We start from the raw sequence: 15,329 nt of genomic DNA on the forward strand, positions 1-15,329 counted from the left end.
CTAAACCAAATAAACGCTTCATAGAATGATACCTCTCTGAAATGTCTGTTTTCAAAAGAAGTTAAATAGCAGGCGATCATTGCCAGAGACATCTGACATTCGATCGTGTGCTATGATCATTCTATGAAGCGTTTTGATTTTAATTTCTTTATTTCTTCTCTTCCATCTCGCCCGCCATTTTCTCAGCTGTCTGCATCGTCTCCGCATCGATCGGTCCGGTGCTTCCGCCGACAAATTTATTGACGAGATCCGGTGCCATGTCGAGAACCTTGGTCAATGCATCCTGATGCTTGATATTGACCACTTTCGTCATGCCATTCTGAATGACCAGCACCGCGCTCGGCGTCATCTTGGCGCTCATGCCGCCCGCATTCTTCTCTTTCGCCGACTGACCAAACGCGCCCGCCGCCATGCCGCAGGTTACATCCACGAGTGGAAGTATAATCGCATCGCCAACTGTCACCGGCTCTCCCACGACTGTCTTCGTCGTGACGAACTCATCCATACCCTGAAATAATGCACCGATTGTCGATGCAAACTGATTGTCTGCCATATTATCTTCCTCCTCGGTTTCTATATTTATAAACCTGTGTCCGTACATTCTTATCCATCCAGATCCGAAGCGCCATCAATGCCAGCACGCCAATCTGGACTCTGCCCCGGAACGAAAGCTCCCCGTCCAGCGCATTTGCATCCATGACCGGAGTCAAATCAATCTTCTTTCCGTAAACTGGATACAAAAAAGCCGCCACACTCAAAATTTGTCCCATCAAATAAGGATCCTCCACGCCAAACGTAACCTGCCCGGACAGCTTTCTGGGAAATATATGCCGCAGAACTCGCATGAGCTGGCGTTTGATCAGGCGAAATGACTTCTGATTTTCTTCATTTTCTATAAATGCAAGGACGGATTGGCGTTTGTGCTCCAGGTTGTTGATTCGGGTAAGCAGCTTTGAGAGGGATTGCCGCAGGGCGCTCCATTTTTGTTTGAACCAGCTAATGATTCTATGAAGGAACGATTCACGCTTTTCCTGGCTGGGATTTGATTTTAATTCATTCTTTGCCCGATGCGTTTTTCCTTCTGCCTCTGACACTCCCGCCTCCTTCACATCTGGAAATGCATCTGCATTCTTCACAGCTTGAGACATTTCCGCCTCCCTCTGCGCACTCCGTCTCTTCACCGCCTCCTCCAGCAGCCTGGCAGTTTCCTCCGCTTTCTCGATCGCGGCGTCTGTCTTCTCCGATGCTGCTTCCGCCCGCAAAATCAGTTCACCGGTGTCTAAATCATCATCCTCTGTTTTCTCCTGCGCATTTACAAATTCCAGCTCATCCGAATCCGCTGCCTGCGTGCCTTCCCGCACACTCCTAGATTCCGTATCTTTCTCTTCACTCTCACTCCCGAAAATCCGGAATCCAAACAACTTAACCGTATATCGAAGCCCATTTTCATAAGCAATCCGCAACGACACCGCATGAAGCAGCCAATGGATATGCAGATGCACACAAAAATCCTTGATACTGTGGTAGCTTCCGTTCCCCCGGTATCGAATCGGGACAAATAAAACCGCCATCAGGCACAGAAACAACAGTCCCAGAATGACAAGAAGCAGGATTCCGAGTATTTTCAAGATTATGAACAAAATATGCAGCAATCCATCCCCTCCCACTTCTTATTCTTTCATTGACAAATTCATGTATCAGCTCCGTATCATATGATGTTGGGGTCAAAAGACATTTTCAGTCCAAAAAATCTTCATCAAAGGCTACAAAATACTTACCTCTTTTTCCTCAGCCTGTCTTCCTTCTCTCTCAGATACGTCTTCACATCAAATCCACCCGTCTCGCGGTACGTTTCATCCACAATCCGCCCCACCGTCTCCACGGCATCCTGGTAGCTCGCGCCGACCCCTACGATCAGCAGATCCGCCTGCTCCCGGTAATAATTCTGCCGGAGCACATAGGCAGGCTGGATATCAAGCAGGTTGTGTCCGCCTGAGGCAGGCGTGATCACGTGAACGCCCGGCTGTAGCTTTCCGAGGCGGAGTTTCTGTAGAATCGAAAAACGATGCTTTTTAGCAGTTTCTCCCAGATACAGATATTTATACCAAATCATCGTCCCCGCCTCCTAAAAAAGGAGAGCCTGATCCATGGCGCTCTAAAAACAGCACGTTTCCGGCTATTTCTCCCCGCCTGTCAGCTCTCCCTCCTTTACATGATCAATCTTTTTTATAATTCTTAATAATCGACCGTCTCAGCAGATCCAGCGCCTGAATCACCGTCTGCTCACGCACCTTCTCGCGGTTTCCGCGGAAATGGTATTCCTCTACTTTGACTTTATCCTTCATATAACATGCGATATAGACGAGTCCCACCGGTTTCTCCTCGGTTCCGCCGTCCGGTCCGGCGATGCCGGTCACAGCGATACAGGCATCCGCATCCGTCGTAAATACACCGCCTGCAGCCATCTCACGCGCCGTCTGTTCGCTGACCGCGCCGTATTTTTTCAGGGTCGCCTTACTGACGCCCAGGATCTTTTTCTTTGCCTTGTTGGAATACGTCACGTATCCCTCGTTAAAGACCTCTGAGGCCCCCGGCACGTTGACGATGCGTCCGGCGATCAGACCGCCTGTGCAGGACTCTGCGGTTGTCACAGTCAGGTCGTATTTCTTTAAGAGGCGAACAACGACATCCTCCAGATTCTCATGCTCATCCGTCGTGTAAACCGCATTACCGAACCGTTTCTTAATCTCTTTGATAACCGGTTTTAACAGCTGTTTTGCCGCGTCTTCGCTCTCGGCTCTCGCGGTCACGCGCAAATGTACTTCTTTCGTCTTTGCATAGGTCGCAATCGTCGGGTTCGTCTGCTGGTCGATGAGGTCGAGAAGCATCTCCTCCACCTTGCTCTCCCCGTATCCGCAGATTTTGAGCATCTGGGAATAGATCACACAGTCAGATCGTTTCTGAATATAAGCACAAACCTGATCTTCCACCATCGGATACAGTTCGTTCGGCGGTCCCGGAAGAAGAATCGCGGTCTTACCGTTTTTCTCCAGGGCAAGTCCTGGAGCTGTGCCGTTTGTGTTGGAAAATACCACCGCGCCCTCCGGCACCAGCGCCTGACGCCAGTTGCTATCCGGAATATCGGTGCGCTTGCGCTGCCGGTACCAGTCCTCCAGATGTGCCCGCACCTCCGGATCCTCGACTAACGGCATTCCCATCAGCTCCGCGCAGACATCCTTCGTGATATCATCCTCCGTCGGTCCCAGACCGCCGCCGATGATAACGAGATCGGCTCTTGAGAGCGCCGTCCGGAAGACTTCTGTCATGCGCTCCCGGTTGTCCCCTACCGTCGTCTGGTAATAGACGTTAAGCCCCAGCTTTGCACACGTTTCCGATAAATACTGCGCATTGGTATTGACGATATTGCCAAGCAGCAGCTCTGTTCCTACCGAGATCAGTTCGACTATCATATCAGATACTCCCTTCTGTCAGTATTTTATGATTCTTGTAAATATAATCAACAAGTGACACAATCGTCAGCAGCAGCGCGATCCAGACACAGATCGTCGTGACAAACGCAAGCGCCGGAATATCCAGAATCAATAACACCACCGATACCATCTGAAACGTCGTCTTAAATTTGCCCCAATAGCTGGCGGCGATGACAACTCCGTTGTCCGAGGCGATCAGACGGAATCCGCTGATGATAAACTCCCGGCTGATGATGACGATAACCATCCAGGCTGGAAGCGCGTTCAGCTCGATCAGACAGATGAGCGCCGAGCACACTAAGAGCTTGTCCGCGAGCGGATCCATAAATTTTCCAAAGTTCGTAACCAGATTGTACTTTCTGGCAATCTTTCCATCCAGAAGATCGGTCAGGCTGGCTATGATAAACAGTGCCAGTGCAATCATACGGAAGGTACGGTTTTCACCATTCTGCCAGAGAAGAAAAAACACAAAAAACGGAATCATGATGACGCGAAGCGTCGTAAGCTTATTCGGTAAATTCATCAGCCAACTCTCCTATCAAATCATATTCGAGTGCTCCCGTTACGCGGACACGGCAGAAATCGCCGGACATCAGCGGAACATCCGCATTGACAAAAATCAAACCATCTACGTTCGGCGCGTCCTTATAGGTACGTCCCACGAAAGCATTCTCGTCTGCCACTTTTCCCTCGATCATAACCTCAAGCACACGGTCTTTCATATTCTCGGCTTTCTCAAAGGCAATCTCCTGCTGCAGCTCCATGATCTCGTCGCGGCGGTCTTCCTTGACCTCCTGCGGTACCTGATCCGGATATCCGGCTGCCGGTGTGTCCTCTTCCGCAGAGTATGCAAACACGCCCAGGCGGTCAAATTCCATCTCATCGACGAACCGCATCAGTTCCTCATGATCCTCCTGTGTCTCACCCGGGAAACCGGAAATTAAGGTCGTGCGGAGTGCAATATCTGGGATCTCTTCCCGCAGATGCGCGATCCGCTCCCGAAGCTCCGCCTGATTCGTACGGCGTCCCATCCGCTTGAGAACGGCATCGCTCGCGTGCTGGATCGGAATATCCAGGTAATGACAGACTTTTTCCTCCGCCTTGATCGCCTGAATCAACTCCTCGGTGATCTCCTCCGGATAACAGTACTGGATACGGATCCATTCGATTCCATCGATCTGTGCCAGTTCATGTAAAAGTTTCGGCAGGGTCTTCTCTCCATACAAATCCACGCCGTAAAGCGTCGTCTCCTGTGCGACAAGAATCAGTTCCTTCACACCCTGATCCGCAAGCTCCTTTGCCTCTGCGAGAAGCTGCTCCATCGGCACACTGCGGTACGGTCCACGCAGGGACGGGATAATACAATAGGTACACCGTTTGTTACAGCCCTCGGAAATCTTTAAAAAAGCATAATGTCCGCCGGTCGTCACCAGACGTTTGCTCCGCATCTTCGTCTCCGGAAGTTCGGACAAATCGTGGAAATCAGATACCCGCTCGCCCTTCAGCGCCTCCGCCAGCACCTTGCTGACCTCATCATAGCTGGTCGTACCGAGAATACCGTCCACCTCCGGCACCTCCTGCAGGATCTCTTCCTTGTAACGCTGTGCCATACAGCCGCTGACTAAGAGCGCCTTGCAGGTTCCGCTCTTTTTGTACTCTGCCATCTCTAAGATGGTGTTGACACTCTCCTCCTTGGCATCGTTGATAAAGCAGCAGGTATTGACCAGAATGACATCTGCCTCCTGCTCGTCATCGGTAAACGTGTACCCGTCCTGGCTCAGCGAACCCAGCATACGCTCTGCATCAACCAGGTTTTTATCGCAGCCAAGGGATATACAAAGTAATTTCATTCAATTCTCTCCTAATACCATATTTAAAAAATTTCTGTAACCATAATCGATTTGAACCGTCACAAAAATTCTATATCGTAACTGTTCAGTATCTTCACAGTCACGCGCAAAAATCCATTAAAAATTGCCTACGGCAATGGGATTTTTGCCTGCTGGCCCATGTTTTCGTACGGTCAGCGCAGTAAATGCGCAGACCTACTGAACAGTTACTCTATATCTAAGAAAAGACCATCTCCATGTACATAATGAACACGGGACGGTCTTCTGTCGCCTTTTAGACCTCTTCCTCCGGGGAATCGTTCTCTGCTACAATTTTAACCTTAGAATGGTACAGCTCGTCGATCGCGATCGAAAGCGGTTTTCTTCCATTCTCAATGACCAGTGCCTCATCACCGGCGATCAGCTGTCTTGCACGCTTTGCAGTCGCAATTACGATGGAGTAACGGCTCTGAATCAGCGGTTCTTTCCCCGGCTCAGCCTCTTTGTTTACAACATTAATTAAGTCAAGATATGACGGACGCAGCATCATAATACATCTTTCTCCTTTCAGAATTGCTTCATCTCTTCTTTTATTTTTTCAATCAAAGTCTTGTGATTTTCTGTTCTGGCATGCATCGCCTGAATCAGTGCGTGCATTTCTTCTACACAGCGGTCTACCTCATCATTCACCAGAATGAAATCGTAGTCATCCATCTGCTTGGACTCCTCTGCTGCTCTCGAAAGCCGTGCGGCAATCTTCTCCGGTGTCTCGGTTCCACGACCTGCCAGCCGGTTTCTAAGCTCCCCGGCACTCGGCGGCGTGACAAAAATGAGAACTGCCTCCGGGAATTTCTTCTTGATTTTCAGGGCACCCTGAATCTCAATCTCCAAAAGAACATCCTTGCCCGCTTTCAGGTTGGAAAACACATACTCCTTCGGTGTGCCGTAATAGTTTCCGACATACTGGGCGTATTCGACCAGCTCATCGTGTTCGATCATCTGTTCGAACTCTTCCCGGGTCTTAAAGAAATACTCTCTTCCATCAACCTCGCCCTCGCGCGGTGCGCGGGTGGTCGCGGAGATGGAAAGGGCATAATTGTCATACCGCTCCAGCAATGCACGCATCAATGTTCCCTTGCCTGACCCTGAAAATCCGGATATAACTGCCAGTACTCCCTGATTATCCATATATTTCGCCTGCTTTCTAAATTCTATCTATTATTACAATATTTCATATTCTCCGTATTTTCACCGCCAACGGCAGCTTTCCGTGAATACCTCTTCCAGCATGATCGGCTATTCAATATTCTGAATCTGCTCTCTGACTTTCTCGATCTCTGTCTTGAGTGCAATCGCACAATCGGAAACCTCCAGATCGTTTGCCTTGGAAAGAATCGTATTCGCCTCGCGGTTCATCTCCTGTGCAATGAAATCCAGCTTACGTCCGACGCTTCCGCCCGCCGTCAGCTCCTTGCGGGTCGCCTCAATGTGGCTTCTCAGGCGGACCGTCTCCTCATCGGTGCAGATCTTATCTGCAAAAATCACAACCTCTGCCGCAATCCGGCCTTCATCGACGCTGCTTCCTTCCAGAAGCTCTTTCACCTTATCTTCCAGTTTCGCCCGGTATTCTTCCACGATCTTCGGGGAACGTTCTTCAATCTGATCGACCAGCGTTACCATATAGTCCAGCTTGCCAAGCAGATCCTGCTTCAGATTCTCACCCTCGCGTGTGCGTGTCTCGACAAATTTCTCTGCCGCCTCGCCGATCGCCTTTTCGAGAATCTGCCACATATGCTCCTCGTCCTCCGGCACCTGTTCCATCGTAAACACCTCCGGACACCGTGCAAGACGCATCACCGTCGCGTCATTCGGAATCCCAAGCTCGTCCGCCATCTGACGGAAATAATCCATATACTCGCCGGCCAGGGAACGATTGTACTTTAAGGACATCTTCTCATCCGTATAATCTTCATAGGAAATAAAGACATCTACCTTTCCCCGCTGAATGTATTTCTTGAGCTGCGCGCGAATCGCCGCCTCAAAGTAATTAAATTTCTTCGGCATCTTAATGCTGAGATCCAAGTAACGGTGGTTTACCGCCTTCATCTCCACAGAAATCTTATATTCATCCGTTGCCATCTCGCATCGGCCAAATCCAGTCATACTTTTAAGCATAGTGACGCCTCTCTCTTTCATCCATAGATAATGGTATTATAATGCAAATCGCCGCAAGCGTCAACCGAATTTAAAAGTGATTGTTTTTCGTGTCTTCTTTCATTATAATAGTAGATACTACACAAATAAAGGAGCACCAAAACCATGGCATTTGACGGAATTGTAATCGCAAACCTGGTTAAGGAGTTTAGTGACGCGCTTACCGGCGGCAAGATCGCAAAGATCACGCAGACCGAGCGCGATGAACTTCTTTTTACCATAAAGAACTTCCGGGAGACGAAACGACTTCTTCTCTCGGTCAACGCAAGTCTCCCGCTGGCATATCTGACGGATACCAACAAGCAGGGACCGATGACTGCCCCGAATTTCTGCATGCTGCTTCGCAAGCACATCGGAAGCGGACGCATCGTGTCGGTCAGCCAGCCGGGTCTGGAACGCTGTATTCATTTTGAGATCGAACACCTGGACGAGATGGGTGACCTCTGCCGCAAGCTGCTTATTGTCGAACTGATGGGAAAATACAGCAATATCATTTTCTGCAGCCCTGACGGCACGATCCTCGACAGTATCAAACATATCTCCGTGCAGGTCAGCTCCGTGCGCGAGGTTCTGCCGGGACGGCAATATTTCCTCCCGCAGACGGTCGCGAAGCAGGATCCGCTGACTGCATCTGCCGATGATTACGCCGCCATTCTGGCACAGTCACCGGCACCGGCAGGAAAAGCCATTTACACGAATTTCACCGGTATCAGCCCGGTCATGGCAGAAGAATTCTGCTATGAGGCATCGATCGATGCCGACCGCCCCGCATCGGAACTGAATGAGCTGGAGCGCACGCACCTCGGTCACACGCTGGAACTGGCAATGGAATCCATTAAAAATGGACAGTTCTCGCCCTGCATCGTATACCGTGAAGATGAGCCAATGGAATTTGCCGCTCTCCCATTGACCTCGTTCCCGCCGGAATATCAGGTCGAACACTTTGATTCGATCAGTAAAGTGCTGGAGACCTACTATGCGTCCAAGAACGTCATCACACGAATCCGCCAGAAATCCTCGGATCTGCGCCGGATCGTCCAGACTGCCCTGGAGCGCAATTATAAAAAATACGATTTGCAGCAGAAACAGTTAAAGGACACCGAAAAACGGGATAAATACAAGCTCTACGGCGAGCTGTTAAACACCTACGGTTATGAGCTGACCGGCGGCGAAAAAGAACTTGTCTGCACGAACTACTACACAGGAAAAGAGGTCAAGATCCCGCTTGACCCGCAGCTGACCGCCCGCGAAAATTCGCAGAAGTATTTTGACAAATATGGAAAACTCAAACGTACTTTCGAGGCTCAGAGCCAGCTCATTGAGGAGACGAAGCAGGAGATCGAGCACCTCGAATCCATCAGTACCTCCCTCGATATTGCCTTAAAGGAAGAAGATCTGACCCAGATCAAGCAGGAGCTGACGGAATATGGCTTCATCAAAAAGCACGGTCCGGCTGGAAAGAAAGTGAAAATTACAAGCCGCCCATTCCACTACCTTTCCTCCGACGGATTCCATATCTACGTCGGCAAAAACAACTACCAGAATGAGGAGCTGACCTTCAAGATCGCGACTGGGAATGATTGGTGGTTTCACGCAAAAGGAATTCCGGGTTCCCATGTCATTGTGAAATCCGAAGGAAAAGAGCTTCCGGACCGCACCTTCGAGGAAGCTGCCGGGCTGGCTGCCTACTATTCCAAGGGACGAGAAAATGAAAAAGTTGAGATCGATTATGTACAGAAAAAGCAGGTCAAAAAAGTAGCGGGCGCTGCTCCGGGATTTGTGATTTATCATACGAATTATTCGATGATGGCGACGCCGTCGAATCAGCTGGAAGAACTGCCATCATAATGCCGCCTGAAAAAAGACAATGTCTATATTTCTGCAATTCACAATGAGTCCAGTAAAAAACGCCACAGGCACACAACCCATGGCGTTTTTTTACTGGACTCAAATGAACTTAGCGAATCTCGCTCTTACCACCCATATACGGACGCAGAACCTCCGGAATGCGGACAGAACCATCTGCCTGCAGGTTGTTCTCTAAGAATGCGATCAGCATACGCGGCGGAGCTACTACAGTGTTGTTCAAGGTGTGTGCAAAGTATTTGCCGTCTTTGCCGTTGACACGGATCTTCAGACGTCTTGCCTGTGCATCACCTAAGTTGGAGCAGCTTCCAACCTCGAAATATTTCTTCTGACGCGGGGACCATGCCTCTACATCAACGGATTTTACTTTCAGATCAGCCAGGTCTCCGGAGCAGCACTCCAGAGTACGAACCGGAATATCCATGGAACGGAACAGATCCACGGTGTTCTTCCACAGTTTGTCATACCACATCTTGCTGTCTTCCGGTTTGCAGACTACGATCATTTCCTGTTTCTCAAACTGGTGGATGCGGTATACGCCTCTCTCCTCGATGCCGTGAGCGCCCTTCTCTTTACGGAAACACGGAGAATAGCTGGTCAGTGTCTTCGGAAGCTCTTCCTCCGGAACTACGGTATCAATGAATTTACCGATCATAGAGTGCTCGCTGGTACCGATCAGGTAAAGATCCTCGCCCTCGATCTTGTACATCATCGCATCCATCTCATCGAAACTCATAACGCCGGTTACAACATTGCTGCGGATCATGAACGGCGGGATACAGTAGGTAAATCCACGGTCAATCATGAAATCTCTTGCATATGCGATAACAGCAGAATGAAGTCTTGCGATATCGCCCATCAGGTAATAGAAACCATTTCCAGCTACCTTTCTGGCACTGTCCAGATCGATGCCGTTAAATTTCTCCATAATCTCGGTGTGGTACGGGATCTCGAAATCCGGTACAACCGGCTCGCCGAAGCGCTCGATCTCTACGTTCTCGCTGTCGTCTTTACCGATCGGAACACTCGGATCAATGATGTTCGGGATGGTCATCATAATCTTTAAGATGCGCTCGCCAAGATCCTTCTCCTGCTCTTCCAGCTCAGACAGGCGGGCAGACTGCTCTGCTACCTGTTTCTTCAGCTCTTCTGCTTCCTCTTTCTTTCCCTGACCCATCAGAGCGCCGATCTGTTTTGCAATCTTGTTCTTGTTTGCACGCAGATCATCTGCTTCCTTCTTCGCTGCACGGTTCTTGGCATCCAGCTCAATTACCTCATCTACCAGCGGAATTTTCTTGTCCTGGAACTTATTTTTAATATTCTGCTTTACAATGTCAGGATTTTCTCTGACGAATTTAAGATCTAACATATCTTCCTCCTACTGTTATGCAATTAACTGCACGAAAACTAGTTATAATTATACTACAACTTTGTACGAATGAAAAGCCCTGTTTCAAGAGTTCCTCTGTTCGTTACTGTTCACGCATACGTGAACAGTAGCGGAATTTGCCGTGGCTTCGCATTTAAATACGGCAAATTCCTGCTGCCACCACGTTTTCTTACGGCACTTTCGGTCCCAAAAGTGCCTACCCGTGAACTGTAACCTCTGTTCTTCTTTATACAAAACAGGATAGACTGCCCCATTATATTTAACTCAACTTCGTCAAATAGGACAGACACGCCTCCAGGCACAGTCCGTCCTGCTCCGGGGCACCAAGTTCTTCTGTCTTTTCCACACATTTTTTTGTAAAAGCTGCCGCCCGTCTGACGGCTTCCTCCATCGGCACACCTCGCACCATGCTGGCACCGATGACTGCTGCAAAGACATCCCCGGTTCCGTGGTAATTGCCCGCCACAAATTTAGTTGCATGAAAGACCGGCTCCTTGCCGCGCTCATGGATCACGTTGAGGATCTGTTTGCCCTTGACCACGCCCGTCAAAATGACTGACCGCGCGCCCAAAAGGTGAAGCTTCCAGGTCAGATCTGAGAGCTTGCGCTTACTCCATCCATTTTCCTGATACAGCGTGTCCGTCAGGGCACAGGCTTCCGTCAGATTTGGCGTGACAACGTCCGCATACTGCATCAGCTCCCGCATCGCCTCGATCAGATCCTCGTCACAGACGCTGTAGAGATGTCCGTGGTCGCCCATCGTCGGATCTACCAAAACCTGCGTATTTTCCCGTTTGAAATCCCGGATAAAATCTGCCACGATCGACGCCTGTCTGGCAGAACCTAAGAATCCAGTCATGATTCCGTCCATCTCAAATCCCATCTTCCGCCACGGCTCCAGGTATGCCTCCATCCGATCGGTATAATCATCCATATAGCATTCCGGATATCCCGCGTGATTGGACAGCACCGCCGTCACCACCGGACAGCACTGTACCTTGAGGGCGCTGATAACCGGCATCGCCGCCGTCAGCGAACAGCGCCCGTAGCCTGACAGGTCATTTAAAACCGCTATTTTCTTCTGAATTCCTTCCATGTATAATTTTTCCTCATTTTCTTAATTTTAAGATACCAGGGTCAAAAGGTCAGAAGTTCGACGCAAGCTTGCTTGCAGGAGAATTTTTGACCTTGGAACCCGCCAAAAACATGAGTAAGTAGCCATTTTTCAAAGAAAAATGAGCGAATTACGAATGTTTTCGAAGATTGCGGGAGCATATAGTGCGGAGCAATCTGGTATCAGAGGGGTCAAAACGTCTTTTGACCCCAACATCATTTTAAGCAACTTTATAATCTAACATATTCTCGCGGCAGATACGACTGCCTGCAGCATGATTCTGGTTTCTACAAGCGTGTATCTATACATTTGTGTTTCATAAGCCGCACACTCCAATGACGCAACAAGGAGACTGCGCCCGGACAGATGTTTTTCCCATTCTGCCCAACCACAGTCTCCTGTATGTATTTCATTTTAATTCTTCTCGACTGAGATAAATTGCCTTATGCTCTCGCTTCTACAGACAATGCATCCAGAAAACCTGCCTTGCGGAGTGCCGGACGAACTGCCATATATATAACAACAGACGCAATCGTAGATGTCACCGCATTGATCGAAGTCGCTGCGATATTCCATGCAAGTGTGAGCTCTGCCGCCGGTTTACCAATGATCCAGAGTTTATAATAATATCCGATCAGCGGATCTGCAATGACGTTGAATAAAAGACCTGCCACCGCTGCTGCAATCGTAAAACCAAGGATGTGGTTCTTATCGGTGCTCCGGTCAATCTTGCCCAGACGATGTGCTACGAATCCGGCGATCAGTCCGATGCAGAGTTTGCAGATAAATGTCTTCGGTGCATATACAATATAAACCGGATCGAGAAGGTCACCTATCGTCATGCCGATAGCACCTCCCAAACCGCCGTAAAAGCCGCCGACTAAGAGTGCCCCGATGACACAGACTGCATTTCCCAGATGAATGGAAGTTGCATCGCCGCCCGGAAGTGTGATCTTCACCTGTCCGTATGTAAATACGACATAGGAGAGAGCTGCCAGCAGACCGACCATCGCGATCTTGTAAGCCTGATTTGATTTGTTTGCCATGATGTTTCATCCTCCCTTGTTATTGGACTCATCATAGCACAATCTTGTCCCCTGAAAAACATACAGTTTTTATCATTTTAAGCAGGTCAGTTATAACTTGCCACTTTTTTATCCTGATTAATCATGTGCCTCCACGCACAAAAGGACGCCTCTCTCCAGCTCCAGAATGCCCTCTTCCCGTTTGAGTTCATTGCTGATGCAGAGACTCGTCCCCAGCCCGATCGTCCGCCGCTGGAGCGGGTATTTAAATCCCCGCAGCGTCAGTCCCTCGACAGTCTCGGTCATCGGCAGGAACGAAATGTATTTTCCATACACCTCTTCCCGGTGAAATACCTTATGCCCGCCCAGAAGATACAGGCGGTTGCGGGCATCATAAATATTCACTTCCATTCCCTGGCAGAAAAACTGATACATCAGCTGGATATTGCCGATGGCGTGATCCATACGGCCGCCCAGCGCCCCCAGGATATCAACTGCCTCACAGCCCTGGCGCGCCGCCGTCAAAAGCGCCAGCTCCGTATCCGTCTCATCCTTCTCCGGTTTATGGATCTCAAATTCGATGTCCGGCTGGTTCTGATATTCTTCCAGAACCTTTTTATCCACCGTGTCCAGATCGCCGACCACCGCATTCGGAGAAATATGCAGCGGGCGCAGAACCTCCAGCCCCGCATCTGCCGCAATTACATAGTCATACGAGCGCTGTGAGAGAAAATCTTTCGCAAACGCAATATCAATCGTTCCGCCTGTCACAATCAAACAACGCTTCATCTTCATCATCCCTGTTCAAATTCCTGAAAAATATTTAAAAATGTTTTTACATTCCCAGCCGGGTTTCCCTTAAATACGGCGCTTCCCGCCACGATCACATCGGCTCCTGCCTCTAATACCGTCCGCACATTGTCCGGCGTGATTCCTCCGTCCACCTCAATGCGGGTGGAAAGTCCCCTCTCGCTGCACATTGCGCGCAGCTTCTTGATTTTTTCTACCGTATATGGAATAAATTTCTGACCGCCAAATCCCGGGTTGACCGTCATCAGAAGAACCATGTCCACCTCCGGCAAAATAACATCCAGTGTCTCGACCGGGGTCGCCGGATTTAACGCTACACCTGTTTGCAGCCCTGCCTCACGGATCTGCGCGATCGTGCAGTCCAGATGAAGACAGGCTTCCTGATGCACACAGATCAGATCCGCCCCCGCTTTTTTGATATCCTCTACATAACGTCCCGGTTCTTCCACCATCATGTGTACGTCAAACACACGATCCGTCACCGGGCGCAGGCTCTTAATTACCGGCATTCCAAAGGAGATACTCGGCACAAACGCGCCATCCATCACATCCAGATGGATGTACTGCGCGCCTGCCTTGTCCACCTCAGCGACCTGCTCTCCCAGCTTCGTAAAATCTGCCCCCAGAATCGAAGGTGATAATATAATCATGGTTCTTTCCTCCCAATTTCTTGTCAACGGCTGCTTCTGCCGTATTTCTTTTTCTCTTTTAATTCCTGATACATCAAACGGTAATTGTTATACCGGCTCTGCCCGATCTTATGCTCCTGCACCGCCGTCTTGACGCCGCATTCGCGCTCGCCAATGTGGACACAGCCTAAGAAACGGCATTCATCCTCATATGGCTCAAATTCCGGGAAAAAGTCCTTGAGCGCCTCCGGCTCCAGATCCTCGATATAGAGAGAACTGAATCCCGGCGTATCCATCATATAGGTGCTCTCTTCCACGAAAAACAGTTCTGAATGGCGCGTCGTATGTTTGCCCCGGCGGATCTTCTCACTGATACCGCCAGTCTCCATCTGTGCCTCCGGCTGGATAAAGTTTGTGATCGACGATTTTCCGACACCCGAAGGTCCTGCTAAGACCGTTGTTTTCCCAATGATCAACCGATGAAACTCCTCCAGCCCTGATTTTTCGTAGGTGCTGATAAAATGCACCGGATAGCCCGCCGGTTCATAGATCGCACGCAGCTTCTCCTGCTCGGCTGCATCGACCAGATCGATCTTGTTGAAACAGATGCTGACCGGAACTTCCTGCCGTTCCATCATGACGAGGAAGCGGTCGAGAAGGTTTAAATTTGGCATCGGATCGGTGATGGCGAAAACCACCACCGCCTGATCAACATTTGAAACCGCCGGGCGGATCAGACGGTTTTTACGAGGAAGGATCTCATCGAGATTGCCTGTCGCCTTCTCCTCATCGAGAACACTGATCTCCACGTCATCGCCTACCAGCGGCTTGATGCCGCGATTTCGGAAAATTCCCTTTGCACGGCATTCATATACCTTTCCAATACCGTCGTGTACATAATAGAAACCGCCGATCCCTTTAATTATCTTTCCCTGCATACCTGTACCTTACAACTACCTCT

16 protein-coding genes are annotated in these 15,329 nt (G+C 49.6%); 1 reads left to right on the plus strand and 15 read right to left on the minus strand.

Annotation, left to right across the window (positions count from 1 at the left end; translation table 11 throughout):
* Positions 1-148 precede the first annotated feature (148 nt).
* From DW720_RS05025 to DW720_RS05065, 9 genes are all read right to left on the minus strand, one after another.
* Entirely contained in the window at positions 149-553 is a 405-nt protein-coding gene (locus tag DW720_RS05025; protein ID WP_022360264.1) for a GerW family sporulation protein, read from the minus strand.
* A gap of 1 nt (position 554) precedes the next feature.
* Positions 555-1,652: a hypothetical protein gene (locus DW720_RS05030; protein ID WP_106999952.1), complete on the minus strand. Its 1,098-nt coding sequence runs from the start codon at positions 1,650-1,652 to the stop codon at positions 555-557.
* A gap of 122 nt (positions 1,653-1,774) precedes the next feature.
* Positions 1,775-2,113 carry a hypothetical protein gene (locus DW720_RS05035; RefSeq protein ID WP_106999953.1) on the minus strand — a complete coding sequence of 113 codons (339 nt, stop codon included), beginning with the start codon at positions 2,111-2,113 and terminating at the stop codon, positions 1,775-1,777.
* 103 nt (positions 2,114-2,216) lie between these two features.
* Entirely contained in the window at positions 2,217-3,470 is a 1,254-nt protein-coding gene (locus DW720_RS05040; RefSeq protein ID WP_106999954.1) for a competence/damage-inducible protein A, read from the minus strand.
* A 1-nt stretch (position 3,471) separates the two neighbouring features.
* On the minus strand, positions 3,472-4,014 hold the full coding sequence (gene pgsA, locus DW720_RS05045; protein ID WP_106999955.1) for a CDP-diacylglycerol--glycerol-3-phosphate 3-phosphatidyltransferase: 543 nt from the start codon (positions 4,012-4,014) through the stop codon (positions 3,472-3,474).
* Positions 3,998-5,341 carry a 30S ribosomal protein S12 methylthiotransferase RimO gene (rimO, locus tag DW720_RS05050; RefSeq protein ID WP_106999956.1) on the minus strand — a complete coding sequence of 448 codons (1,344 nt, stop codon included), beginning with the start codon at positions 5,339-5,341 and terminating at the stop codon, positions 3,998-4,000. The genes pgsA and rimO overlap by 17 nt, the downstream gene beginning before the upstream one ends.
* Positions 5,342-5,615: 274 nt before the next feature.
* Entirely contained in the window at positions 5,616-5,870 is a 255-nt protein-coding gene (gene rpoZ / locus DW720_RS05055; RefSeq protein WP_022360270.1) for a DNA-directed RNA polymerase subunit omega, read from the minus strand.
* Between the two features lie 17 nt (positions 5,871-5,887).
* A complete protein-coding gene (gmk, locus tag DW720_RS05060) occupies positions 5,888-6,508 on the minus strand; it encodes a guanylate kinase (RefSeq protein ID WP_118749316.1) in 621 nt (206 codons plus the stop codon).
* 108 nt (positions 6,509-6,616) lie between these two features.
* Positions 6,617-7,495: a YicC/YloC family endoribonuclease gene (locus DW720_RS05065; protein WP_106999957.1), complete on the minus strand. Its 879-nt coding sequence runs from the start codon at positions 7,493-7,495 to the stop codon at positions 6,617-6,619.
* A gap of 144 nt (positions 7,496-7,639) precedes the next feature.
* On the opposite strand from DW720_RS05065, the gene DW720_RS05070 reads away from it, so the two are divergent.
* Positions 7,640-9,382: an NFACT RNA binding domain-containing protein gene (locus tag DW720_RS05070; RefSeq protein ID WP_118749317.1), complete on the plus strand. Its 1,743-nt coding sequence runs from the start codon at positions 7,640-7,642 to the stop codon at positions 9,380-9,382.
* 109 nt (positions 9,383-9,491) lie between these two features.
* On the opposite strand, the gene serS is transcribed toward DW720_RS05070, so the two are convergent.
* From serS to rsgA, 6 genes are all read right to left on the minus strand, one after another.
* The gene (serS, locus tag DW720_RS05075) at positions 9,492-10,769 is read right to left on the minus strand and encodes a serine--tRNA ligase (protein WP_022360274.1); all 1,278 of its coding nucleotides are present in this window, start codon (positions 10,767-10,769) and stop codon (positions 9,492-9,494) included.
* Between the two features lie 280 nt (positions 10,770-11,049).
* Positions 11,050-11,886, minus strand: a complete 837-nt coding sequence (locus DW720_RS05080) for a pyridoxamine kinase (protein WP_118472671.1) — start codon at positions 11,884-11,886, stop codon at positions 11,050-11,052.
* A gap of 461 nt (positions 11,887-12,347) precedes the next feature.
* On the minus strand, positions 12,348-12,950 hold the full coding sequence (locus DW720_RS05085) for an ECF transporter S component (RefSeq protein WP_022360276.1): 603 nt from the start codon (positions 12,948-12,950) through the stop codon (positions 12,348-12,350).
* A gap of 117 nt (positions 12,951-13,067) precedes the next feature.
* On the minus strand, positions 13,068-13,727 hold the full coding sequence (locus DW720_RS05090; RefSeq protein ID WP_333491426.1) for a thiamine diphosphokinase: 660 nt from the start codon (positions 13,725-13,727) through the stop codon (positions 13,068-13,070).
* On the minus strand, positions 13,724-14,389 hold the full coding sequence (gene rpe, locus DW720_RS05095) for a ribulose-phosphate 3-epimerase (protein ID WP_118523374.1): 666 nt from the start codon (positions 14,387-14,389) through the stop codon (positions 13,724-13,726). Before rpe ends, DW720_RS05090 begins: the two co-directional genes overlap by 4 nt.
* A gap of 23 nt (positions 14,390-14,412) precedes the next feature.
* The gene (rsgA, locus tag DW720_RS05100; RefSeq protein WP_118293191.1) at positions 14,413-15,306 is read right to left on the minus strand and encodes a ribosome small subunit-dependent GTPase A; all 894 of its coding nucleotides are present in this window, start codon (positions 15,304-15,306) and stop codon (positions 14,413-14,415) included.
* Positions 15,307-15,329: the final 23 nt, after the last annotated feature.

This window comes from Clostridium sp. AM27-28, assembly GCF_003480955.1.
Taxonomy (GTDB): domain Bacteria; phylum Bacillota; class Clostridia; order Lachnospirales; family Lachnospiraceae; genus Otoolea; species Otoolea fessa.